General features: G+C 71.1%; 19 protein-coding genes. 7 read left to right on the top strand and 12 right to left on the bottom strand.

What is annotated here, in order from left to right; genetic code table 11:
* The first annotated feature begins 110 nt into the window (after positions 1-110).
* The 5 genes from ABD332_RS50040 to ABD332_RS50020 all read left to right on the top strand — a co-directional run bounded on the left by ABD332_RS50040 (position 111) and on the right by ABD332_RS50020 (position 4,966).
* Positions 111-974: a carbohydrate ABC transporter permease gene (locus tag ABD332_RS50040; RefSeq protein WP_344512447.1), complete on the top strand. Its 864-nt coding sequence runs from the start codon at positions 111-113 to the stop codon at positions 972-974.
* Positions 971-2,587, top strand: a complete 1,617-nt coding sequence (locus tag ABD332_RS50035) for a glycoside hydrolase family 13 protein (RefSeq protein WP_344512429.1) — start codon at positions 971-973, stop codon at positions 2,585-2,587. The genes ABD332_RS50040 and ABD332_RS50035 overlap by 4 nt, the downstream gene beginning before the upstream one ends.
* Positions 2,588-2,609: 22 nt before the next feature.
* Complete coding sequence (locus ABD332_RS50030; protein WP_344512427.1) at positions 2,610-2,807, top strand: hypothetical protein; 198 nt, start codon at positions 2,610-2,612, stop codon at positions 2,805-2,807.
* 88 nt (positions 2,808-2,895) lie between these two features.
* The gene (locus tag ABD332_RS50025; RefSeq protein WP_344512425.1) at positions 2,896-3,258 is read left to right on the top strand and encodes a response regulator; all 363 of its coding nucleotides are present in this window, start codon (positions 2,896-2,898) and stop codon (positions 3,256-3,258) included.
* A 97-nt stretch (positions 3,259-3,355) separates the two neighbouring features.
* Positions 3,356-4,966, top strand: a complete 1,611-nt coding sequence (locus ABD332_RS50020; protein ID WP_344512423.1) for a S8 family peptidase — start codon at positions 3,356-3,358, stop codon at positions 4,964-4,966.
* Positions 4,967-5,036: 70 nt separating this feature from the next.
* Here the strand turns inward: ABD332_RS50020 and ABD332_RS50015 are convergent, their stop codons facing one another.
* From ABD332_RS50015 to ABD332_RS50000, 4 genes are all read right to left on the bottom strand, one after another.
* Entirely contained in the window at positions 5,037-5,756 is a 720-nt protein-coding gene (locus ABD332_RS50015) for a GAF and ANTAR domain-containing protein (protein WP_344512421.1), read from the bottom strand.
* A 46-nt stretch (positions 5,757-5,802) separates the two neighbouring features.
* Positions 5,803-6,942 (bottom strand): SigB/SigF/SigG family RNA polymerase sigma factor, encoded by a 1,140-nt coding sequence (locus ABD332_RS50010; RefSeq protein WP_344512419.1) that lies wholly within the window; start codon positions 6,940-6,942, stop codon positions 5,803-5,805.
* Between the two features lie 206 nt (positions 6,943-7,148).
* A complete protein-coding gene (locus ABD332_RS50005; protein ID WP_344512417.1) occupies positions 7,149-7,889 on the bottom strand; it encodes an ATP-binding protein in 741 nt (246 codons plus the stop codon).
* A 102-nt stretch (positions 7,890-7,991) separates the two neighbouring features.
* Positions 7,992-8,684 carry a phosphoribosyltransferase gene (locus ABD332_RS50000; protein ID WP_344512415.1) on the bottom strand — a complete coding sequence of 231 codons (693 nt, stop codon included), beginning with the start codon at positions 8,682-8,684 and terminating at the stop codon, positions 7,992-7,994.
* Between the two features lie 284 nt (positions 8,685-8,968).
* Between ABD332_RS50000 and ABD332_RS49995 the strand changes: the two genes are divergently transcribed.
* Positions 8,969-9,466, top strand: coding sequence for a phosphatase domain-containing protein (locus ABD332_RS49995; RefSeq protein WP_344512413.1), 498 nt, complete (start codon positions 8,969-8,971; stop codon positions 9,464-9,466).
* Between the two features lie 206 nt (positions 9,467-9,672).
* Here ABD332_RS49995 and ABD332_RS49990 read toward each other — a convergent pair whose 3' ends face one another.
* The 8 genes from ABD332_RS49990 to ABD332_RS49955 all read right to left on the bottom strand — a co-directional run bounded on the left by ABD332_RS49990 (position 9,673) and on the right by ABD332_RS49955 (position 19,368).
* The gene (locus tag ABD332_RS49990; protein ID WP_344512411.1) at positions 9,673-10,983 is read right to left on the bottom strand and encodes a hypothetical protein; all 1,311 of its coding nucleotides are present in this window, start codon (positions 10,981-10,983) and stop codon (positions 9,673-9,675) included.
* A gap of 125 nt (positions 10,984-11,108) precedes the next feature.
* Positions 11,109-11,999, bottom strand: a complete 891-nt coding sequence (locus ABD332_RS49985; RefSeq protein ID WP_344512409.1) for an ROK family protein — start codon at positions 11,997-11,999, stop codon at positions 11,109-11,111.
* The gene (locus ABD332_RS49980; RefSeq protein ID WP_344512407.1) at positions 11,996-13,459 is read right to left on the bottom strand and encodes an argininosuccinate lyase; all 1,464 of its coding nucleotides are present in this window, start codon (positions 13,457-13,459) and stop codon (positions 11,996-11,998) included. The genes ABD332_RS49985 and ABD332_RS49980 overlap by 4 nt, the downstream gene beginning before the upstream one ends.
* A complete protein-coding gene (locus ABD332_RS49975) occupies positions 13,456-14,286 on the bottom strand; it encodes a creatininase family protein (RefSeq protein WP_344512404.1) in 831 nt (276 codons plus the stop codon). The genes ABD332_RS49980 and ABD332_RS49975 overlap by 4 nt, the downstream gene beginning before the upstream one ends.
* On the bottom strand, positions 14,274-16,028 hold the full coding sequence (locus ABD332_RS49970) for an ABC transporter permease (protein WP_344512402.1): 1,755 nt from the start codon (positions 16,026-16,028) through the stop codon (positions 14,274-14,276). The genes ABD332_RS49975 and ABD332_RS49970 overlap by 13 nt, the downstream gene beginning before the upstream one ends.
* Positions 16,025-17,104: an ABC transporter ATP-binding protein gene (locus ABD332_RS49965; RefSeq protein ID WP_344512400.1), complete on the bottom strand. Its 1,080-nt coding sequence runs from the start codon at positions 17,102-17,104 to the stop codon at positions 16,025-16,027. Before ABD332_RS49965 ends, ABD332_RS49970 begins: the two co-directional genes overlap by 4 nt.
* Positions 17,105-17,203: 99 nt before the next feature.
* A complete protein-coding gene (locus tag ABD332_RS49960; protein WP_344512398.1) occupies positions 17,204-18,262 on the bottom strand; it encodes an extracellular solute-binding protein in 1,059 nt (352 codons plus the stop codon).
* A 29-nt stretch (positions 18,263-18,291) separates the two neighbouring features.
* A complete protein-coding gene (locus ABD332_RS49955; protein WP_344512396.1) occupies positions 18,292-19,368 on the bottom strand; it encodes an ROK family protein in 1,077 nt (358 codons plus the stop codon).
* A gap of 610 nt (positions 19,369-19,978) precedes the next feature.
* On the opposite strand from ABD332_RS49955, the gene ABD332_RS49950 reads away from it, so the two are divergent.
* Positions 19,979-22,624, top strand: a complete 2,646-nt coding sequence (locus ABD332_RS49950; RefSeq protein WP_344512394.1) for a sugar-binding protein — start codon at positions 19,979-19,981, stop codon at positions 22,622-22,624.
* Positions 22,625-23,124 lie beyond the last annotated feature (500 nt).

Here is a 23,124-nt window from a genome sequence, read left to right as displayed (position 1 = left end):
TTTCCCTCGACAAGAACGAGGACAAGAACAAAGCCACGAACCAGGCCGCGAACCTGAGGAAGGCCGAGACCGGCCCCCTGCCCAGGAGCGGGCACGGCGGCGAGGACACGATGGCCGCCCGGGTCCGCCGCAAGCTGACCTCCCGCGTGGCCAGCGCCGTGGCGATCGTGATCGCGATCGTCTGGACGATCCCGACGTTCGGGCTGTTCGTCTCGTCGCTGCGGCCCGAGGAGGACATCAAGACCACGGGCTGGTGGAAGTTCTTCAGCAACCCCAGCCTGACCCTGGAGAACTACAACGAGGTCGTCTTCGGCACCTCGGCGAGCTCCGGCCGGCTGGCCAGCTATTTCATCAACTCGCTGGTCATCACCGTGCCGGCCGTGGTGTTCTCGGTCAGCCTGGCGGCGATGGCCGCCTACGCGCTGTCCTGGCTCAACTTCCGCGGCCGGGACTGGATCTTCGTCGGCGTGTTCACGCTGCAGATCGTGCCGCTGCAGATGGCGCTCATCCCGCTGCTGCAGCTGCTGGGCGACTACACCAAGTGGGGCGGCGGCTTCTTCGCCGTGTGGTTCGCGCACACCTGCTTCGGCCTGCCGCTCGGCGTGTTCCTGCTGCACAACTTCATGTCGGAGCTGCCGAAGGACCTGTTCGAGGCGGCCAGGGTCGACGGTGCCGGCCCGGCGATGACGTTCCGGCGCGTCGTGCTGCCGCTCATCACGCCGGCGCTCGCCTCCCTCACGATCTTCCAGTTCCTGTGGATCTGGAATGATCTACTGGTGGGTCTGGTGTTCACGTCCGGGCCGGACACCCGTCCGCTGACGGTGCGGCTCGCCGAGCTGGCCGGCACCCGGGGCAACGACTGGCAGCGGCTGACCTCCGGGGCGTTCGTCTCGATGGTCATCCCGATCATCGTGTTCCTGTCGCTGCAGAGATATTTCGTACGCGGCCTGCTGGCCGGAGGAGTCAAGGGGTGAGTTCGCTGGTCTGGTGGCGCGATGCCGTGATCTATCAGGTCTACCCACGCTCGTTCGCGGACGCGGACGGCGACGGTATGGGAGACCTCCGCGGCATCACGTCGCGCCTCGACCACCTCGCCGAGCTGGGTGTCGACGCGCTGTGGATGTCGCCGTTCTACCCCTCGCCGCAGCACGACGCGGGGTATGACGTCGCCGACTACCGCGACGTCGACCCCCGGTTCGGCACCCTGGCGGACTTCGACGCGCTGGTCGTCGCGGCGAAGGCCCGCAACCTGCGGGTCGTCGTCGACCTGGTGCCCAACCACACCTCCAGCGAGCACGTGTGGTTCAAGGAGGCCCTCGCCGCGGGCCCGGGAAGCCAGGCGAGGGAGCGGTACCACTTCCGCAAGGGCCTGGGCCCCGACGGCGAGCTGCCGCCCAACGGCTGGCAGAGCGTCTTCGGCGGACCCGCCTGGACCCGCGTCCCCGACGGCGAGTGGTACCTGCACCTGTTCGACACCAGCCAGCCCGACCTCAACTGGGACCTGCCCGAGGTCCGGCAGATGTTCGTCGACGTGCTGCGGTTCTGGCTCGACCGGGGCGTCGACGGCTTCCGCGTCGACGTCGCGCACGGGCTGATCAAGGAGAGCGGCCTGCCCGACTGGACCGAGGCGCAGGTGCCGATCACCAGCCCGGGCGCCGAGCACCGCACCCCGCCGATGTGGGACCAGGACGGCGTCCACGACATCTACCGTGAGTGGCGGCGGGTCCTGGACTCCTACGACGGCGACCGGATCATGGTCGGCGAGGCGTGGGTGTCGCCGGCGGAGCGGATGGCCCGCTACATCCGCCCCGACGAGATGCACCAGGCGTTCAACTTCAACTACCTGATGGCCCCGTGGACCGCCGCCGACCAGCGCGCCGCGATCACCGAGTCGATCGCGGGCGTCGCCCCCGTCGGCGCCGTGTGCACCTGGGTGCTGTCCAACCACGACGTGGTGCGGCACGCGTCCCGCCTCGGCTTCGAGCCGGGGTACAGCACGCAGGGCGGGATCGGCGTCGGCGACCCGCAGCCCGACGAGGCGCTCGGCCTGCGCCGGGCCCGCGCCGCCACGATGCTGATGCTGTCGCTGCCCGGCTCCGCCTACGTGTACCAGGGCGAGGAGCTCGGCCTGCCGGAGCACACGACGCTGCCCGACGACGAGCGGCAGGACCCGACCTGGTTCCGCTCCAGGCACGAGGTCCGGGGCCGCGACGGCTGCCGGGTGCCGGTGCCGTGGGAGGCGGACGCGCCGTCGTTCGGCTTCGGGCCGACCGCCGCGTCGTGGCTGCCGCAGCCCGCCGACTGGGGCCGCTTCGCCGCCGACGCCCAGCGCGGCGTGCCGGGCTCGACCCTGTCGCTCTACACCGAGGCGTTGCGGTTGCGTCGCTCGTACGAGCTGGGCCGCGGCGTCCTCGAGTGGAACACGGCGGACGACCTGGTCGACTTCCGCAACGGCGGGATCCGGGTGATCACGAACTTCGGACAGGTGCCCGCCCCGCTGCCGCCGGGTGAGGTCCTGCTCGCCAGCGGCGATCTGGCCGCGGACGGGAGTCTGCCACCCGACACGACGGCCTGGGTTCGAGCGTGACAGAACCGGTTACCTTGACGGGATGACCGCTCTGTTCGCGTACGTCGTCAGCTACCTCCACCCGTCGGTGCTCGAAGTCACCGGCGAGCTGGCGAAGAAGAAGCCGAAGGTGAAGACCAGCGGCGGCGGCCTCATCGGCGCCTGCTGCTGCGGCGTCGTGGTGATCATCGCCATCGTGGTGATCGTGATCGTGATGCGCCGCCGCCGGTCGAGCTCCTGACGCGAGTTGGTTCACGTGGCGGGGTCCCCTGACCGATGAGGCAACCGATGGGACGGTTGTGATCCGCCGGGAAGGGAACCCTGCTGCCATGGCACGAGTGCTGCTCGTCGACGACGACGTGGACATCCGCGAGACCACCGCGATCCGGTTGCAGATCGGGGGTCACCACGTGATCACCGCCGCCACGCCACAGGAGGCGCTCGACGTCGCGGCGGATCAGCCGCACTTCGACGTCGCCGTGCTCGACCTGCACCTGCCGCGGGTCGACGGCGACGAGCTGCTCGACCTGTTCCGCGGCCACCAGGCGACCGCGGACCTGCCCGTGGTGTTCTACAGCGCCAACGCGCCGCACGCCACGTCGGTGCACGGGCTGTCCCTGGCCGACACGAAGCTCACCCACGGCCGTCCCCTCAACAGCCTCCTGGCCACCATCAACTGCCTCTCGCACTGAGCAACCGCACGGCAACCCGCGGCGAACCGGTGCCGCACCGGCCGCTCCCGAACCTTGGTGAAGCAAGCACGTCACCAGTTCGGGAGGGTCCTGCCAGATGCGAAGCACCCTGCGCGCCACCTTCGTCGCCGTTGCCGCAGTCGCCGGTGTCGTGGCCGCCGGCACGCCGGCGCTGGCCGCCCCGGCCGAGGGGCAGATCCGTGACGCCGGCAAGCCGGGGGCGATCCGCGACCGGTACATCGTCGTCCTCAAGGACACGGTCGCGGCGAGCGACACGGCCAGCAGTGCCAGCCGGCTCGCCGACCGCTTCGGCGGGCAGGTCAAGCGCTCCTTCGGCAGCACGCTGAAGGGGTTCTCGGCGCAGCTGACGGAGCGCGGCGCCAAGCGGCTCGCCGCCAACCCGCTCGTCGAGTACGTGCAGCAGGACCGCACCGTCTCGCTGGAAGGCAGCCAGGCCGGCGCGCCGTGGGGGCTGGACCGCATCGACCAGGCGAACCGCCCGCTCGACGGCACCTACACCTACCAGGGCAGCGCCGCCAACGTCACCGCGTACGTGCTGGACACCGGCGTCCGCCTGACGCACGGCGAGTTCGGTGGCCGCGCCCGCTCCGGCTACGACTTCGTCGACAACGACACCGACGCGAGCGACTGCCACGGCCACGGCACCCACGTCGCGGGCACGGTCGGCGGCAGCACCTACGGCGTCGCGAAGGCCGTGAACATCGTCAGCGTCCGGGTCCTGGACTGCAACGGCTCCGGCAGCTACTCCGGGATCATCGCCGGGATCGACTGGGTGACCGCCAACGCGCAGAAGCCCGCGGTCGTCAACATGAGCCTCGGCGGCTCCACCAGCCCCGCGCTCGACCAGGCGGTGCGCAACTCGATCGCCTCCGGCGTCACGTACGTGCTCGCCGCCGGCAACGAGAACGTCGACGCCTGCGGTGTCTCCCCCGCCCGCACCGGCGAGGCGATCACGGTCGGCGCGACCGACTCGAGCGACAACCGGGCCTCGTTCTCCAACTACGGCGCCTGTGTCGACCTGTTCGCGCCCGGCGTCGCGATCACCTCGGCCAGCAACAGCGGCGACGCCGGCTCCGCGATCATGAGTGGCACCTCGATGGCGTCGCCGCACGTGACCGGCGCCGCGGCGCTGTACCTGTCGGCGTTCCCGTCGGCGACCGCGGCGCAGGTGCAGAGCGCGCTGCTGGCCTCGTCGGTGGCGAACGTCGTCGGCAACCCGGGCACCGGCTCGCCGAACCGGCTGCTGCAGGCGCCGGCCGTGGCCGGTCCGGCCCCCGTCACCCAGCAGCCCGTGACCCAGCCTCCGGTCGCGGTGGTCGCCGCGCCCGCCCCGGTCGCGCCGTGCAACGTGCGGACCAACGCGGCCGACGTGACGATCCGCGACCGCGGGACCGTCACCACCGCCGTCGTGGTCAGCGGCTGCGCCGGCAAGGCGTCGGCGAAGGCCCGCGTCGAGGTGCACGTCGTGCACGCCAAGCGTGGCGACCTGGTGGTCGAGCTGATCGCGCCGAACGGCTCGGTCAAGCGCCTCAAGGCCGCGAACTCGAAGGACAAGGCGAGGAACCTCGACGCCGCCTACACCGTGAACCTGTCGAGCCGCCTGAAGAACGGCACCTGGAAGCTGCGGGTGCGCGACTCGTACAAGGGCAACACCGGCTACCTGAACAGCTGGACCCTCACCGTCTGAACCAGCACGGGCTCGGCCGCACCGGTGTCGCCAAGGATGGCGGGCCGGTGCGGCCGTATGTTCACCCGGTTCAGGCCACCGTCGCGCGGCGCTCGACCGTCTCGACCAGGCGCTGCGCGACCGTGGCGAGCGGCAGCCCGAGCCGGCTCGCGGTGCCGTGCAGCACCTCCAGGGCCGCCTCCGACGAGCAGGCCCGCTGCACCATCATGATCCCGATGGCCCGGTTGACGGTCTCGCCGTCGGCCAGGGCCTCGGTCAGCTCGGCATGCAGGTCGGCCTGCCGGCCCCGGTCGAGGACCGCGGCGAGCAGGAGGCCGGCGTGCTCGGCGATGAGCATCGCCGTCAGCCCCGCGTCGGGGGTGAAGCGGCCGGGCTGGGCCGCGTACACCGTCAAGGCCCCGATGACCTGCTCGTCGATGTCGACAGGGACGGTCAGCACACCGTGCACGCCGGCCGAGAGCGCGTGCTCGCGCCACCCCGGCCAGCGATCGTCCGACGACAGGTCGGCGCTGACGATGAGGTCACGGGTGCGGATCGCCTCCATCGACGGGCCGGTGCCGCTGTGGTACTGGCTGTCGTGGAGCTCGGCAGGCAGCTCCGGCGACGCCGCGGCGGTCGACGGCCCCCCTGCCCGCACCAGCGTGACCGCGCACCACGACGCCCCGTCCACCAGGTCGGCAGCGGTCTCGACGAGGTCCTCCAGGGCCTCGTCGAGGTCGTCGCTGGCGATCAGGCGCGCGGTGAGCTGGCGCAGGACGGCGGCGATCTCCACCGTGTGGAGCTCCGTCACAATTCCCCCTTCAGACACGCCGCCTCCTACCCGGCGCGTCGAGATCTCAACCGTCCAGCAGCGCCCGGCGTAATCCTTCCAGGGTCCGAGACAGCAACCGCGACACGTGCATCTGCGAGATGCCGAGGTCGGCGGCGATCTGCGCCTGGGTACGGTTGCCGTAGAAGCGCAGCGACAGGATCCGCCGCTCCCGCTCCGGTAGGCGGGCGATCAGCGGCTTCACCGCCTGGCGGAACTCGACGCCGTCGATGTCGCGGTCGTCGTCGCCGAGCACGTCGGCGAGCGTGCCCGCGTCGTCGTCCCCGCCGAGCGGCGCGAACAGCGACACCGGCCGGTATGCCGAAGAGGCCACCAGGGCCTCCAGGATCTGGTCCTCGGCGACACCGAGGTGGTCGGCGACGTCCCGCGGCGTGGGCGAGCGCCCCAGCCGCTGCCCGAGCGTGTCCCGCACCCGGTTGATCTCGATCCGCAGCTCCTGGAGCCGCCGGGGCACGTGCACCCCCCAGCCCTTGTCGCGGAAGTACCGCTTCAGCTCCCCGACGATCGTCGGCGTCGCGTAGCCGCCGAAGTCGGTGCCGTAGTCGGGGTCGAAGCCGTCGATCGCCTTCATCAGCCCGAGCGCGGCGACCTGGCTGAGGTCGGCGGGCGACTCACCCATCCCGTGGAACCGGCGGGCCAGCCGGTCGGCGAGCGGCAGGCTGTGCTCGATGGCCCGCTGCCGCAGCGCGCCGCGCCTGGCGTCCTTGACGTCCATCGTGGCCGCCTGGCGCAGCAGCTCGTTGACGGTCGTCCACTGGCTCTGCGGCTCTTCCTCGTCGTGTACTGGTGGTGGGGCGCCGACCGGTGGGTCGTCGTACGCACGCAGGCGTTTCGCCGCCCCGATGATCTCCAGGACGTCCAGCACCAGGTCCGACGCGCCGGGGGTCCGCAGGCCGCCGCCGCGCTCCTGGGCCTCCAGCTGCGCGCGCAGCAGCGTGTCGGCGGCGGCGCAGTCCAGCAGCCGCAGCCGCGAGAGATCGACGGTCAGGTGCACCCGTCCGGCGTCGAGCCGCTGGTTGAGCTGGATTCGCAGGTCGAGGCTCGCCGCGTGGTCGAGCACTCCCGAGGGGCGCAGGATCTCCTCGTCTCCTTCGCGCCAGGATTCCAGTGAAAGTGCCGATTCAAATCGGTCTTCATATATGGGCATTGTCTCCATGGTGGAGACTCCCCCCTATCCCATCGCGTTGCGCAGCAAGCGATTCGCGGTTGAGCGTGCGGTCGTGGAACCGGGCGGAATTGCTTTCCCGGTCACTGTACGCACGGGGGAATTGCCAATGAATATGTGAAAGGGTGAGGTCGTGGGTGACCTTTCCTGCGCGCGCGAGGTCGCCTTTGTCTTTGTGGCCGCGGGATTTACGCCCGCAGCGACGCCCAGACGACCTTGCCGTCGGGGACGGGGGTGCAACCCCAGCGCTGGGTGAGCGCCTCGACCACGAGCAGCCCGCGGCCCCCCTCGGCGAGGGTGTCGTCGGACGAGCCGCGGACGGGCAGGGCGTGGCTGCCGTCGCGCACCGACAGGTGCAGCTGGTGGCGGCGCAGGCTGACGCGGACCTCCAGCTCGGTGCCCGCGTGCCGCACCCCGTTGCTGACCAGCTCGGTGATGATGAGCTCGGCGAGGTCGGCGAGCCGGGCCACCCCCCACAGCCGGCAGGCCCGGTCCACCAGGTGCCGCGCCGCGGCGGTCGCGTCGAGCATCGGCTGGAGCCGGACGCGCATCATGGGCGGCTCGCCGCCGGGCGCCCCGGCGCAGCCGTGCGCGATCGCCGCATCGGTGGTCGCGAAGAGGGGGATCTGCCGCGCGACCGCCATCCGGTCCAGCGCGTGCCGCAGCGGCGCGGGGGCGGCCGCCATGCTGACCGCGCTGCCGGGCCAGGCCGCGGCGTGCTGGGCGAGGGCGGGGAGCACGGTCAGCGCCACGTCCTCATGGGTCCGCAGCTCCGCGACGTCGAGCACGATGAGCGCGGGCTCCGTGGCGAGGCACTCCAGGACGGTGGTGCGCAGCACCGGCGCGGTGTTCACGCCCAGGCTCCCGGCGACGTGCACCACGGTCGCATCGCCGCGGACCTCGACGGTTGCCGCAAGACTCGCCCTCATGGGGTGACGCTCTACCCGCCCCCGGTGGGTTAAACCCCACTGGCGGCGGATAGAGCGTCCTCGCATCGTTCCGGCGAACTGGTTGTATCGGGGCGTTGCCCTTCAGACCGGCGTGGCAACCTTCATGGCGCCCCACGCCATGGCGCAGATGTCGGCGACGTCCGTGTCGGCGACCGGGGTGAAGTCGGTGTAGTACAGGCCGAGAGCGTGGAACTCCCGGGGGGAGTGGATGTCGATGACCGCGTCGACGTCACCGGCGAGCAGGTCGACCGACTCCGCGGCACACACCGGCGCCGCGAACACGATGTGCGCCGGCTTCTGGGTCTGCAGTGCCCGGACCGCCGCACGCGCGGTGACCCCGGTCGCGAGCCCGTCGTCGACGAGGATGACCACGCGTCCGGTCACCTCCGCCGCGGGTCGCGAGCCGCGGTAGCGCTCCTGCCGGCGCCGCAGCTCCACCCGCTCCCGCTGTACCGCGGGCGCGAGGTCGCTGACGGTCAGGCCGGCGCACGCGAGCGCGCCGCGGTCGAACACCGGTGGCCCGTTCTCGGCGATCGCGCCCACCCCGTGGTCCGACTGCCACGGCAGCCCGATCTTCCGGGCGACCATGAGGTCGAAGTCGGCGTGGACGGTCTCCGCCACCGCGTACCCGACGGGGACTCCGCCCCGGGGGAGCGCGAGCACCAGCGGGGCCTGCGTCATGTCGAGCTGCCGCAGATGCGCGGCGACGGCGGTGCCGAGCAAGCGACCCGCGGCCGTCCGGTCCGCGAACCGCTCGGCCTCAGGCGGCCACATGGTCGTAGGCTTCCACTCGGGCGACCCGGAGGCCGGCCAACATGATCCGCATCAAGCGGACACCTCCTTCGATCGGCGCGGTGGGGCCGTCGCCACGCTGGGCCGTGTCCCCTGCTGGCCGCTCTGCCGCGGCCTACCTCGCCCGGTCCGAAGACTACGCCCGTTGAGCTGGGGAAACGTCCGCTTGGCATACTTCCTCAGGGGTGAAACCGGCATTCCAGAAATTCCTGTTGTCTCCCGTTTCTGAAGTGACGCCGTCCCACCCGGCCGGGCATGATGACCCGGTGGACACGCCAGCGCAGCGGGACGCGGCCATCGCCGTGTTCGACATCGACGGAGTGGTCGCCGACGTCCGGCACCGCCTCCGCCACCTCGACAAGCGCCCGAAGGACTGGGCCCGCTTCTTCGCCGCCGCCGACCGCGACCCGGTCCTCCCCGAGGGCGTCGAGCTGGCCCTGCGGCACGCCGCCAACCACGTCCTCGTCTGGCTCACCGGCCGCCCCGAGCACCTGCGCCCGGTGACCGACGCCTGGCTCCGCCAAGCCGGCCTCCCCGCCGACCTGCTCTTCATGCGCCCCGCCCGCGACCGCCGCCCCGCGAAGGACTTCAAGGCCGCCCAGCTGTCCCTCCTGGCCCGCGAGTCCCAGATCGCCGTCGTCGTGGACGACGACCCCGAGGTCATCGCCAGGCTCCGCACCCTCGGCCACCCCGTCCACCTCGCCGACTGGGTCCCCCACTCCTCCACCCTGCAGGCCGCCCAGGAACAGGACGGCAAGACCTGACCTTTCGCTCATGCCAGGCTCTCGGCTCGCGCCAGGCTGAGGACGTTGCCGGAAGCAGCGGCCGGCGTCGGTGTTGGTCGCGGTCCAGGCGCCAAAGCTCCGCGGCGTGGACACCAGGTGGCGGCGCCGCGGGGCGTAGACCGTGGCGGCCGGGGCTGGATCGGAGGCCGTGACCGGGCTCCCGCCGGTCACGGAAAGAGCCGAGGCTAGGCAGCGACTGCGGGAAACACCACGAGCGATCCGTCGCCGCTTCGTTCGATCTCGATCGCGACGTCGGCCTGGTGGGCTCCCACGTTGAGGCCACCGCCCAGGTCGCGAAGGCGATATGCGGCCTTGAGCAGGTCGTCGACCTCGCCCGGCGTGAACATGATGCTCCGGAAACCGCCGTAACGCTTCAACTCGATCGTCGACAGCCGGAGCAGGACCGAGTCGATGCCTGACTCCAACTCGTCGACTCGGCGCTCGTCGTCCTGCAATGTCCCGATGAAACTCTTGAACGGATTGTCCGCGCCCACCAGCTGAGCGTGTTCAACTGCTTGCAGCACGAGCACCCGGCGTTTGAGAGCGATGACGAGCCGGGCAAGCTCCAGGTGCGCGCGGAATTCGCCGCCCTCCTCGTCGACACCGGGGAACGATTTCGTCAACGCACCGATCTCGACCGGGCCACCGGGCAGCGCAGCTAGGGCATCCTGCCATTTCATGAGCCGGCGCCTGGTTCGTTCGATCGCTGTGCTGATCGCGTACGACGCGGAATCCAGTCCCAACGACAGGCCGATCCTGCCCTGGTCGAGCAGAATCGACGTCGCCTTGTCGATCGCGTCACGACAACCGTCCAACTCGCTGCGTTCCCTCTCGAGGTTGTCCTCGTGCAGCTGCTCCAGGAGGTCGGTGATTCGCTCGATCGCCTGCTGGCGTTGGTGATCAGCGTAGGCGCTGACGCCGACCGCGACGGCCATCAGCACGAGCGGCGCGGCCACGGTCAACGCTCCGGCGCCGGCCGCGGCCACACCAGCCGTGGTGGCCGAGCCGGTCGCGGCACCTGCAACAGCGGCCTTGCCGGCAACGGGGACGAACGTGGGTTGGGCCACGATGCCGGTGGAGTCGACCAGCGCGCCGCGAATACCCCCTGCGATCGACTTCGCTGCCATGGGCCTCACAAGGCCTTTACCCATCTGTGCGGCAACCTTGGCCGGCACCACCATCCGGTAGAGCACGTCACCAGTGCCGGCGACGTTCAGCGTCGGCGACGCTGACTTGGCTGTCTGGGTCACGAGCTGCGACAACTGCTGAGCGAGCGGACTGGCCGAGTGCAGCGGAATTCCGCCGCTCCGATCGCGCCTGGTCGAAATCGGATGCGCTTCCAGCGTGGCGATGGGGGAATCCGCGAGTGTCGCCAGGGCCGTTCGCAATTCTGCGAGCCGGGCCGGTGTCATACCCGCGCCGCCGAGCACGTCCGGCACGCTCACGACCTCGGTGGCGAGTGCCCATACCGGCAGGTCGTTGTCATCAGTGGTCACGTCTCGCCCCTCCCCGAGCCGACGTCCACCCTAGGTGGCGGTGACGACCCCGACAACAAACCTGGGGGCGCGGGACCGCCCCGGGGGTTGGGATGGTCCGGGGCGGTCCTGCGGTTAGGGGAAGGTCAGGCCTGTGCCGCAAGCGTGATCGAGCCGAGCAGCGCGGCGTCCTGGGCGAAGTCGGACAGGACCACCTCGGGTGGGTACGGCAGCGCGTGGGAGAGCCTGTCGGTCAGCAGCTCGCGCACCAGGTCGTCGCGGGCGACGCCGCCGACGAGCACGAGGCGCTGCGGGTCGAGCAGCAGGCAGCACGTGACGACGTGGCGGGCCAGCTCGTCGACGCGGGAGACCAGCGCGTCGCGGACCACGCCGGGCCGGGACGCGGCCGCGCAGAGGCCGGCCGCGCCGTCGGGCAGGGCGAGCCGGTCCGCCAGCTCGTCGAGGGCCCGGCCGGAGAAGTCGGTCTCGAGCAGCGGCTCGGGCGACGCGGGCCAGTCCGGGCCGGTGACGGCGTACGCGATCTCGCCGGCCGCGCCACGGTATCCGGACACGACGGCGCCGTTGACCGTGATGGCCGTGGCGACGCCCGTGCCCAGGCCGATGACGAGGCCGGGGTCGGCGTCCCGCAGCGCGCCCCGGTGCAGTTCGGCGAGGGCCGCGGCGTTGAGGTCGTTGGCGACGCTGACGCGGGTGACGCCCAGGTGGTCGCGGACGGCCTCGGCCAGGCGCAGGCGCTCCCAGCCGGGCACGTTCGGCGCGAGGTCGATGCCGTCCTCGCGGATCACGCCGGGCGAGGCGATCCCGACCGCGTGCAGGGTGCCGCCGGTGTCGGTGACGAGCTTCTGCGCCAGGTCGAGAGCGCGGTCGAGGGCCTGCCGCGCGCCGCGGGCGGCCAGCGTCGGCAGGCGCTCCGAGACGAGCAGGCGTCCGTCGGCGTCGCCGATCCCGATCGCCATCTTCGTGCCGCCGAAGTCGATGCCCAACAGCCGCCGGTCGGCGGGGGCTTCGAGGTTCACTGTGCGGCCCTTTCCGCGACCACGGCCGCGAGCTTCGTGTCGGCCTCGCGCAGCCGGTGCCGCAGCGCGTCGACCTCGGCGAGCGTCGCGTCCAGGTGGGATCGGAGCCGGGCGACCTGGGCCCGGACGGCGGCCTCGCCCGGGCCGTCGGACTGGGCGCGGCGCAGCACCAGCTCCGGCAGCAGGGCCGCGGCGCGGAGGTCCTGCACGGCGGCGTCGCCGAGCGGGTCGATCCCGGCGACGTCGCGCGCCGCCTCACGTATGCCGTCGTCGGTCCAGGTCGCGGGAGGTCCGGAGCGGACCAGGCGGCCGATGACCGAGTGGGCGGCGCGGAACGGCAGGCCGTGCCGGGTCAGCGCGTCGGCCGCGGCGGTCGTGGTCGCGCCGGTCGCGACGATCGTCTCGGCGTTCGGCGGCCGCAGCGGCTCCAGCCGCTCGAACAGGCCGCCGAGCAGGGCGAAGAACCGGTACGCGCGGTCGTTGCTCTCCCACAGCCGCACCTGCACGTCGGTGGTGGCGTTGTTGGAGTCCTCCCACCACGCCGCGCCGACGTTGTTGAACACGGACGCGGCGTCGGCGGCCGTCGCGCCGGCCATCGAGACCAGGTGCTCCAGCACGACCGGGTTGCGCTTCTGCGGCATGATGCTGCTGCCCTGCGTGAACTCCTCGGGGGTGCGCACCCATTCCCAGGTCAGCCAGTCCATGAGCGTGCGGGCCACGCGCGCCCCGGTGGCGGTCGCCTGCGCGTTGAGCGCGCCCGTCCGCATGAGGTGGTCGGCGCCGGCGACCGCCTCGTACGAGTTGACCACCACTTCGTCGAAGCCGAGCAGCTCGGCCACGCGGTGGGGGTCGATCGCCAGGTCCGTGCCCGCGAAGGCGCAGGAGCCGAGCGGCGACCGGTTCATCTCGGCGAGCAGGCTCGCGTAGGCGGCGGCCTGACCCGTGAGGGCCTCGGCGTATCCGGCGAGCACGTGCCCGATGGTGGTCGGCTGGGCGGGGCGGCGGTGGGTGTACCCGACCACGACCACGTCGGCGTACCGGTCGGCGCGGTCCAGCAGCACGGCGCCCGCGTCGCCGAGCGCGGCGATCACACCGAGCAGCTGGTCGCGCAGGACCATCCGGAACACGCCCGAGTCCAGGTCGTTGCGGCTGCGGGCGAGCTGGACGCTGAGCTGCCCGGTCGGGATGCCGCAGGCCTCGGCGAGCCGCTTCTCCAGCGTGAAGTACGTGTCCTCGACCGAGCCGTCGTACTCGAACGTCCCGGGCCGGTCGTCGCGGAGCTTGACCAGCCCGCGCAGCATCTGCGCCGCCGCGTCGGCGGGGACGAGGCCCTGCTCGGCGAGCATCACCACGTGCGCCTCGCTGGCCTTCACCATCGGCCCGTAGAGGTAGGCGGCGTGGTGGTCGAAGACGACGCGGAGGTGGTGCTGCTGGTAGGTGGTCAACGGCTGGTGCGTCATGCGTTCCCCTCGTGTCGTTGTGGTGCCGGATCGGCGCCGGGCGGGCCGGGCAGCGGCGCTGCGACCCAGGCCCGCGCGACTTCTCCGAGCCGGGCGGCGGCCGTCTCGCGCACCCGCCGGCCGGCCGCCTCGGTGGCCAGCGAGACGTGGCCGGACCAGCCCTGCCACGGCTCGGGTCGCGACTCGACCAGGACGTACGGAAAGGCGGTCGGCAGCTTCGGCCGGGGCGGCAGGTCGGGCGCGGCGCCCGGGTGCACCGCCTCCGGGTCGAAGCCGAGCACGGCGGACGTCTCGTAGGCGCCGCCGTGTCCGCGCGAGGGCAGCTCGCCGAACAGCTCGGTCGTCTCGCGGGCGTCGACGAGCTGGAACCAGTTGACCAGCAGCAGGCTCGCCCGCTGCCGGCCGGACACCCATTCCATCGCCGCCCGGGCCGTGGACATGTTGGCGTCGTGCCCGTTGACCACAAGCACCCGCGGGAAGCCCGCGGCGACGATGCCGTCGAGCACGTCGCACAGGTATCCGACGGCGATCTCGGGCCGCACGGCGATGGTGCCGGGCCACGGCCGTGTCTGTCCCGGGCACGCCGCGTACGGCACGGCCGGGAACGACACGGCCCGCAGCCCGGCGCCGGCGACCTCGCTCGCGAACCCGTCGGCCAGGATCAGGTCGGTGCCGAGCGGCAGGTGCGGTCCGTGCCACTCGACGGCGCCGACGGGCAGGACCGCGAAGTCGGCCGCCGCGGCGACGCGCGCCAGTTCGTGCCCGGGCAGACGGCTCACCGGGAGGAGCCCGCCGTCCGCCTGCCAGGCCTCGATCAGTTCGTCCATTGTTCCGCCTGTCGTGCCGCGGCCCGGCCGCCGCCGTTCTCCAGCCGGCTGGAGAACCACATCACCACGAAGATCAGCACCACCTGCAGCATGCCGTACGCGGCGGCCGTGCCGATCTCGAAGGAGTACATGCGGTTGTTGATGGCCACCGAGATAGGGACGGTCGAGGAGGTGTAGATGAGCACCGACGCGACGAACTCGCCCACACCGTGCACGAACGCCAGCAGCGCGCCGACGATGACCCCCGGCAGCATGAGCCGCACCGTGATGTTGAGGAAGGCCCGGAACCACGACGCGCCGAGGTTGCGCGCGGCCTCCTCCAGCGACGGGTCGATCAGCGCCAGGGACGCGGAGCTGGCCCGGAACACCAGTGGCAGGAACCGCACGAAGTACGCCAGCGGCAGGATCCAGAAGGTGCCGATCAGCGCCTGCCCGAAGCTGAACGAGTTGCCGGTGCTGAACGCCGAGATCAGGTTGATCGCCACGACTGTGCCGGGCAGCGCCCATGCGATCATGACGCCGATGTCGAGCAGGCTCCTGCCGACGAAGCGCAGCCGGCGCACCGCGTAGGCGATCAGCACGCCGATCACGATGCACCCGGCGGTGGCGAGCAGGCTCATCTGCAGCGAGTTCAGGATCGGCTGGAACGCCTTCGGCTCGGACACGATCGTGACGAAGTTGTCGATGGAATACGCGGACGGGATGATCTCCGTCGTCCACGACCCGTCCTCGGAGAACGCCACCAGCGCGATCGTCGCGACCGGGGCCAGCAGCACGATCGCCGCCAGCACGGAGGCGACCGGCGCGAGCCAGCGCCCGACCGGGTTGGAGATCTCCCGGCGCCGCGCGGAGATGCCCTTCGACTGCGACAGGTAGCTACGCCGCCCCTCGTACCAGCGCATCAGCAGCAGGAAGGCGATCGACACCAGGCCCAGCGCCGACGCGTACGTCGAGGCCATCGGCAGGTCGCCGTTGGTGCGGTTGATGTAGATCTGCATCGTCATGGTCTGGTCGACGCCGAACAGCAGCGGCGCCGTGTAGGACGCCAGCGACGTCATGAAGACCAGCAGCGACGCGGAGACCATCGCGGGGGTCAGCATCGGCAGCAGCACCGTGCGCCAGACCCGGACGCGTCCGGCGCCCAGGTTGTACGCGGCCTCCTCGATTGACGGGTCCAGTCCCGCCAGCGCGGCCGACGCGGCCAGGTAGAAGAAGGGGTACATAGTGAAGGTGTGCACGACGAGCACCCCGGCGATGCCGTCGAACGCGAGCACCGGCGACTCGGTCCCGAACAGGCGCTGCAGGCCGCGGGGCAGGATGCCGATCTCGCTGTACAGCAGCTGGAACGAGATCGCCCCGATCAGCGGCGGCAGTGCGGCCGGCACCAGGATGAACGCCTCGATGAGGCGGCGACCGGGGAACGAGAACCGCTTGAGCAGGAACGCCATCGCGACACCGACGACGCCGCACAGCACCACGCTGGCCACCGAGATGGCCAGCGACGTGATCAGGGAGGTGCGCGCGACGCCGGCCGAGGTGAAGAACTGCGTGTAGTTGCTGACGCCGTCCTCGCTGACGCTCTCCACGAACGTGGCGAGCATCGGCTGCACCACGTAGCCCCAGAGGATCAGGACGAGCGGGGCCACCATCAGGTACGGGAACCAGGCCGCGTTCGCGCCACCGGCCAGCCGCCGGGCCAGCGCGACCCGGCGGGACGGGACGGTGGACGACGCCGCGGTCACGGCCGGACCACCCACAGCCGCTCGGCGGTGAGCCGCAGGCCGATCCGGTCGCCGACGTCGACGCGGCCGGGCACGTCGACCGCCGCGACGGTCACCTCGCCACCCTCGGCGCCGATGTCGACCGTCAGGTGCGTGGCCATGCCGGTGAACTCGAGGGCGGTCACGCGTCCGCGGATCACGCCGGGGTCGTCGGGGCCGGCCAGCGCGATGTGCTCGGGCCGGGCGGAGACCAGCGCGGTGTCGCCGGTGCGCAGCCCGTGCCCTTCCGGCGCGCCGGAAGCGATGGTGCCGGCGCCGGGCAGCGCGACCTCGACCGTGGTGGTGTCGGCGGCGGTGACCGGCAGCGACAGCACGTTGCTGCGGCCGATGAAGCGCGCGACGAACGCGGTGGCCGGCTGGTGGTACACCTCGCGCGGCGAGCCGATCTGCTGCACGCGGCCGGCCTGCATCACGGCGATGCGGTCCGACATGGCCATCGCCTCGGCCTGGTCGTGGGTCACGTAGATGGACGTGGTGCCGGCGTCGCGCTGGATGCGCCGGATCTCGGTGCGGGTCTCCTCGCGCAGCTTCGCGTCCAGGTTGGACAGTGGCTCGTCGAGCAGGAGCATGCGCGGGCGGATCACCAGCGCGCGGGCCAGCGCGACGCGCTGCTGCTGACCGCCGGAGAGCTGCTCGATCCGGCGCGACCCGTATCCGTCGAGGTGGACCTGGGCCAGCGCCTCGTTCACCCGCCGGCTCGACTCGGCCCGCGACACCCTGCGCACCTTGAGCCCGTAGGCGACGTTCTGCGCCACGGTCATGTGCGGGAAGAGCGCGTAGTTCTGGAACACCATGCCGGTGTCGCGCTTGTTGGGGGCGAGCCGGGTGACGTCCTGCCCGCCGAAGCGGATGTGCCCCTGGGTGGGGAAGTAGAACCCGGCCACCATCCGCAGCGTGGTCGTCTTGCCGCACCCGCTCGGTCCCAGGAGCGTGAAGAACTCCCCCGCACCGATGGTGAGGTTCACGTCGTCGACCGCGGCGGCCTCGCCCGACCGGGAGAAGCGTTTGCTCACCGACTCCAACTCGACGTCGATCATCTTTCCCTCTCTGCGCTGCCATCGATGCCTGGACGGTCAGCAGACTTGAAGCGTCCGGGGGCCGGGTCGCCGCCGCGCGGCGACCCGGCCAGGGGGCGGTCAGCCCTTGTTCTTGATCTCGGCGTTCCAGTGGTTGATCCACTGGGTCTCGTTCTTGGCGATGACGTCCCAGTCGACGTCCATCGGCTTGAGGTTGAGGTCCGCCAGCCACTGCGGCTTCTCGGAGATCGGCACGGCGGGGATCTGGAAGAAGTCCTTGGCCAGCTTGGCCCGCAGCTCGCCGTCGAACAGGAACTCGATGAAGGTCTTGGCGCCCTCGGTGTTGCCGCCCTTGATCGCGGCCACGCCGTCGACGAGCACCGGCGCGCCGGACGCCGGCATCACGTAGCCGAACGGCATCTTCGACTGCTCGGACTGCAGCAGGATGTCCTGCAGGTTCCAGGCGCTGAGCACACCCTGCTCGCGGGACATCTTGACGTACAGGTCCGTCGGGTTGGCGGCGTAGTCGCCGGTGTTGGCGTCGAGCTTGCGCAGCCAGTCGTAGCCGGGCTGCGGGTTGCTGCCGTCCTTCGACAGGCGCTGGATCATCGAGGCGTAGATGGACCGCATGGTGCCCGACGCGGCCACGTCGCGGATGATGACCTTCTTCTTCCACTTCGGGTCGAGCAGGTCGTCCCAGTCCTTCGGCGCCTGGTCGGCCGGGATCGCCTTGTTGTTGTACATGATGACCTCGGGCAGCAGGATCTCGCCGAACCAGCGGCCCTGCGCGTCCTTGTACCGGGCGTCCATCTGCCCCGCGAAGGAAGGCTGCCACGCCTCGAGCAGGCCGTCGCCGGCACCGGCCGACAGGCCCTGCTGCGTGCCGCCCCACCAGACCGAGCCCTGCGGGTTGGCCTTCTCGGCGCGGGTCCGCTCGAGCACCTCCTGGGCGCCCATGTTGAGCACCTCGACCTTGCCCTTGTACTCGGGGTGCTTGGCGACGAACTGCTCGACGACGAAGTCGGTGACCTTCTTGTCGCGCGCGCTGTAGACGACGATCTTCTCGGCCGGCTTCCCGGAGGCGCCCGCCGAGGCGGAATCCTTGTTCTCACTCCCGCAGCCGGTCAGACCGGCCACTAACGTGCTGACCGCGAGGGTGAGGGCAACGCGACGTCTCATGACTTCCTCCGCATGCAGAAAGGGGGGTGTTATCGGTGGTGGTTCGTGGTGAGGAAAGGGCCGGGTAGCCGTACCGCGGCCGACAGGGCGTAACTGATCGCGCCGTGCAGCACCGCCTGGTCCCCGAGCACGGCCCGGCGCACCTCGGTGGAGGCCGGAACCCTCGCGGAGACCAGGTCCTGGATGCGTGCCAGCGCCGCGTCGTCGAGCTCGGCCGCCGCGCCGCTGAGCAGCACCCGGCCCGGGTCGACGACGCAGGCGCAGGAGATGACGAGCCGGGCCCACGCCTCCAGCACCTCGTCGAGGTAGGCGCGGGCCGCCGCGGACGTGGCCGCGAGCTCGATCAGCTCGCTGACCGGCGCCTCGGGGCGGCGGCCGGGGTTCAGCGCGACGACCCGCTCCGCGATCGCGTTGGCCGACCAACGCGCCTCGAAGGGGCCGACCCCGCTGTAGGCGCGGTCCGCCTGCGGATCGAGCGGGAGGAAACCTATCTCCCCCGCCGCGCCGCTCGCCCCCCGCCGCACCTGGCCGTCGAGGATGAGACCGGCGCCGATGCCGTCGGCGACGTGCAGCAGCAGCAGGTCGTCGACGTCCTTCCCGGCGCCCGCCATCCGCTCCCCGGCCGCCATCAGGTTGACGTCGTTGTCGACGACCACCGGCACGCCGAGCTCCTGCTGCACCGACTGGCCGATCGGCCGCGCCTCGACGAGGCCGACCGAGGGCGCCAGCCGGACCGCGCCGTCGGACGACACGCCGGGCACGGCGATCGCGACCCCGCACAGCGACGGCCGGTTGTCGGCGACCAGCTCCGCCACGAACTGGCAGACGGTCTCGACGACGTCGCGGCCGAGGCGGGACGTGCGGTGGGCGATCACTGTGCCGTTGCTGTCCGCGATCTCGCACGTGATGCGGGGCGGCTCGAGCGAGACCGCGGCCACCAGCTCGGCGCGCGGGTTGAACTCGAGCATCGCCCGCGGTCGCCCGTGCGTGTTGGCGCCCGGGCCGCGCTCGATCAGGTATCCGTCGGCGATCAGGTCACGCACGAGCGCCGTCAGCGTCGCCGCAGGAAGTCCGGTGAGCTCGGCCAGATCGACCCGGGACAGCACACGCGCTTCCCGGGCAGCCGAGATCACCGACTGGCGCTTGATCTCACGCGACCGTTCCCGGCTGACCGGACTTGTCGGTGCTCTCCCCACGGCGATCACCCTTTCTTACTAGTGCGAAGAAAATCGGGGGTCAAGTCACGGAACGATCTCGAAGGGCCACGATGCCCCCGCGATATCGACGAGCTGGACATGGCAAAAGGCCAGGTGGCTCGCCTAAAAGGACAGTAATGTGGACAGATCATAAACACAAATATGGACATTCATGGTCGGATCGGGACCACGCCCGGGTGCTCTCGTTCGGCGATTCTTTCTAGAGCGAAGAAAATGCCCGTCCGAGGTGTTGACAGCCCTTTCGGGCGGTCCCTAGCGTTACGCCACAACACCCTTCCAGTGCTGACCGGCTTGCCGGCCGCTGTGATGCATGGCGACTGTCCACTGTGGACGGTCGTCCTGCCGTGCCGGGCGCCGTCGCGTCCACGCACTAATTTCGCAGTCTGAATTAACTCGGCAAACCGCCAGCGGTCCAGGAGTACCCCCGTCTCCACCACACGAAGAAGGTTGCCCTATGAGATGGCGCCCCAAAGCCGTGATCGCCACATGCGGTCTGTTGATGGTGGGCCTGGCAAGCCCTGCACAGGCCAAACCGAACGCACCGATCGACCTGGACATCATGTTCATCGGTGCGCACCCGGACGACGAGGCCGGACAGCTCGGCATGTTCGGGTACTGGAACGAGTACCACAACATGAAGGCCGGGGTCATCACGATGACCCGGGGCGAGGGCGGCGGCAACGCAGTCGGCCTCGAGGAAGGGCCCGCGCTCGGCATCCTGCGTGAGGCCGAGGAGCGCCGCGCCGTCGGCCGGGCCGGCGTCATGAACGTCTACAACCTCGACGCGCTCGACTTCTACTACACCGCGAGCGCGCCGCTGTCCGAGCAGATCTGGAACTACGAGAAGTCGCTGTCGCGCATCGTGCGCACGATCCGGACCACCAAGCCGGAGGTCATCGTCACGATGAACCCGTCGGCGACCCAGGGCAACCACGGCAACCACCAGGAAGCCGCGATGCTCGCCGTCGAGGCGTTCTACGCGGCGGCGGACCCCAACGCCTTCCCCGAGCAGATCAAGAAGGAGGGGCTCCAGCCCTTCCGGCCCGCCCGCCTCTTCCAGGGCGGCGGCAGCGGCACCAGCTCCAACGGCCAGGCCTGCGAGACCACCTTCACCCCCTCCCAGGCGACCAACACCATCTTCGGCACCTGGCAGGGCTACGAGTCGGCCCGCAACGGCGGCATGCGGTGGAACCAGGTCGGCGTGCTGGCCCGGCGTGAGTACGCCTCCCAGGGCTGGGCCGACACGGCGGACGCGCAGAGCAACCCGGCGAGCATCGGCTGCAACCGGATCACGATGATCGACAGCCGGACCCCGTACCCGGACCCGAACGTCGGCGGCACCGCCGCGCTGCAGGGCACCAGCATCCGCGCCGCCGGCGGGCTGCCGCTCGGCACGGAGCTGCACGTCCGCTCCGAGCAGTGGGAGGTGCTGGCCGGCCAGCCCTTCGAGGTCAAGACCCACGTGCGGGCCACGCAGGCGATCCCGGGCGCGCAGGTGGCCCTGGAGGCCCCGGCGGGCTGGACCGTCACGGGCAAGGGCGACATCGGCACCGTCACGCCCAACAACAAGGAGTCCGTCGCCACGTTCACCGTCACCCCACCGGCCACCCTGGTCGCGGGTCAGCGGTTCCAGCTCAAGGCGACCATGACCACCAAGAAGGACGGCACCGGCAGCAACACCACGCTGGTGCAGGCCACCGCCCCGGTCCGCGGCACGCTCGAGCCGCTGCCCGAGGTGGGTGACTTCCGCGAGTGGACGCAGCGCAACCAGGTCCAGTCCCTCGACGCGCTGATCGAGTCGATGCTGAGCATCCCCAGCGGCGGCACCCGGCCGATCCGCGTCGACCTCACCAACCACAGCGACCAGGTGCAGTCCGGCTCGGTGAAGCTCAAGGTGCCCGCCGGCTTCGCCGTGGCCGAGGCGCAGCAGAGCTACAGCGGCCTGCAGCCCGGCGCGCGCGGCTCGGTCACGTTCACGGTGACCAACACCGACGCGTCGCTGCCGACCGCCAACCGGGCGCCCAACGACGGGCGCTACGCGGTGCAGATCGAGACCGGCTACGTCGGTGGCAGCGCGGTCGAGCCCGGTGTCCTCAACATCGTGCCGGTCACGTCCATCCCCAAGGCGGCGAAGGCCCCGGTCGTCGACGGCACGGCGAGCCCGGGCGAGTACGGCGGTCAGGCCATCGACATCTCCACCCGCTGGGAGGGCACCGCGGCCACGGCGGCGGACATCTCCGGCAAGGCCTGGCTGACCTACACCGACGACGCGATCTACGCGCTGTTCGAGATCACCGACGACGTGCTCGGCACGGTGCTGCCGCCCGAGGACTGCAAGCGTCCCCGGCGCAACGACAACATCGAGTTCGGCATCGACCCGCGCGGCGGCTCGCCGAACACCTCCACGGTGTTCAACGTGGCGCTCTTCCCGGCGACGAAGGACCCGGCCAACGGCAACCCGCCGTGCTACGCCCGGGAGCGGGACAACCACCAGGGCGCCGGCCCGGTGACCGCGCCCGGCATGCAGGTCGCGTCCGTCGTCTCCAGCAACCCCTACACCGGCTACCGCATCGAGGTGAAGGTGCCGTTCAGCGTCCTGCCCGACAACGTGGACGCGGCGAAGATGGGCATGAACATCCTCGTGAACGACTCCGACACGCAGGACCTGGCGGCGCAGACCCGCGTCGGCTGGTCCACCTGGAGCGGCGTGCGAGCCGACCCGTGGCGCTGGGGCGTCGCCAAGCTGGAGGGCTACCAGACCCAGCCTTCCTCGCCGAAGGCGCCGATCATCCCGGACACCGCGGCGGAGAGCGTGAAGTCGCCGCAGACGATCCTGCAGTCGAGCTCGGACATGGTCGCCCCCGGCGGCTGGACGGCGCTGCCCGAGGGCACGATCCAGATCAAGGGCGCGGTCAAGCAGCAGAACGGCGTCCAGGTCGAGCTCAAGGCCCGCCAGGCCGGCACCGCCCGGGTGTTCGTCTGGGACGGCAACGCGATCCTGGCGCAGTCCACGGTCGAGTTCGACCGCAGCGGCTCGAGTGCCGTGTGGCTGCCGACGACCGGCACCCTGCCGGCCGGTGCCACGCTGCTGGTGTCGTACCAGTCCGGCGAGGCCACCACGGGCATCGCCCAGCAGCTGAGCTGAGCACGCTGAGCTGAACGCACAAAGGAGGGGCCGGCGCACGCCGGCCCCTCCTTTCGCGTCCGCCTGATCCCACGAAGCGCGCGAGGACCCCCACACTCACAGTCACTTCCGCATGGCACGGCGACACCTGGCAGCTGCCACGCCCGCGCCGCCGCCACAGGCGGCACAGGCGCCTCCACAGGCGCCTTCGGCGTCGGGTCCCCACCCCAGATGCGGCTGTTCTCCTTCTGCGCCCACTCTTGAATGATTCGTCCGGGTTTGGCCTCTTCGGGACGTCATTGGCTCCGCGCGCCTGCCATCATGAGGGTGGCACCGGCGCCCGCGCGCCGGTGGCGGTGAACATCAGAAGAACGGCCCCTGACATGCCCCGCGTGGAGGCGTGTAAGGGGTGCAAGCAGTGCCGGGCGTCACTGTGCGCGGTCAGGGCGCGCCGGTCAGGGTGCCTATACTCGGGCCGCAGCTTACGGCGAAACCAGAAGGTGACTCTCACGATGACTCTG

Origin of the sequence: Dactylosporangium maewongense (genome assembly GCF_039531485.1) — a bacterium.
Classification (GTDB): domain Bacteria; phylum Actinomycetota; class Actinomycetes; order Mycobacteriales; family Micromonosporaceae; genus Dactylosporangium; species Dactylosporangium maewongense.
The sequence above is the reverse complement of the archived record's forward strand: the minus strand, read 5'-3'. Positions and strand labels throughout refer to the sequence as shown.

Bases quoted from the DNA above. Each gene is read 5' to 3' on its own strand.
- ABD332_RS50040 (WP_344512447.1), top strand. From the start codon at position 111: ATGGCCGCCCGGGTCCGCCGCAAGCTGACCTCCCGCGTGGCCAGCGCC.
- ABD332_RS50030 (WP_344512427.1), top strand. From the start codon at position 2,610: ATGACCGCTCTGTTCGCGTACGTCGTCAGCTACCTCCACCCGTCGGTG.
- ABD332_RS50025 (WP_344512425.1), top strand. From the start codon at position 2,896: ATGGCACGAGTGCTGCTCGTCGACGACGACGTGGACATCCGCGAGACC.
- ABD332_RS50020 (WP_344512423.1), top strand. From the start codon at position 3,356: ATGCGAAGCACCCTGCGCGCCACCTTCGTCGCCGTTGCCGCAGTCGCC.
- ABD332_RS50010 (WP_344512419.1), bottom strand. From the start codon at position 6,942: ATGCCCATATATGAAGACCGATTTGAATCGGCACTTTCACTGGAATCC.
- ABD332_RS50005 (WP_344512417.1), bottom strand. From the start codon at position 7,889: ATGAGGGCGAGTCTTGCGGCAACCGTCGAGGTCCGCGGCGATGCGACC.
- ABD332_RS50000 (WP_344512415.1), bottom strand. From the start codon at position 8,684: ATGTGGCCGCCTGAGGCCGAGCGGTTCGCGGACCGGACGGCCGCGGGT.
- ABD332_RS49980 (WP_344512407.1), bottom strand. From the start codon at position 13,459: ATGACGCACCAGCCGTTGACCACCTACCAGCAGCACCACCTCCGCGTC.
- ABD332_RS49975 (WP_344512404.1), bottom strand. From the start codon at position 14,286: ATGGACGAACTGATCGAGGCCTGGCAGGCGGACGGCGGGCTCCTCCCG.
- ABD332_RS49965 (WP_344512400.1), bottom strand. From the start codon at position 17,104: ATGATCGACGTCGAGTTGGAGTCGGTGAGCAAACGCTTCTCCCGGTCG.
- ABD332_RS49960 (WP_344512398.1), bottom strand. From the start codon at position 18,262: ATGAGACGTCGCGTTGCCCTCACCCTCGCGGTCAGCACGTTAGTGGCC.
- ABD332_RS49950 (WP_344512394.1), top strand. From the start codon at position 19,979: ATGGTGGGCCTGGCAAGCCCTGCACAGGCCAAACCGAACGCACCGATC.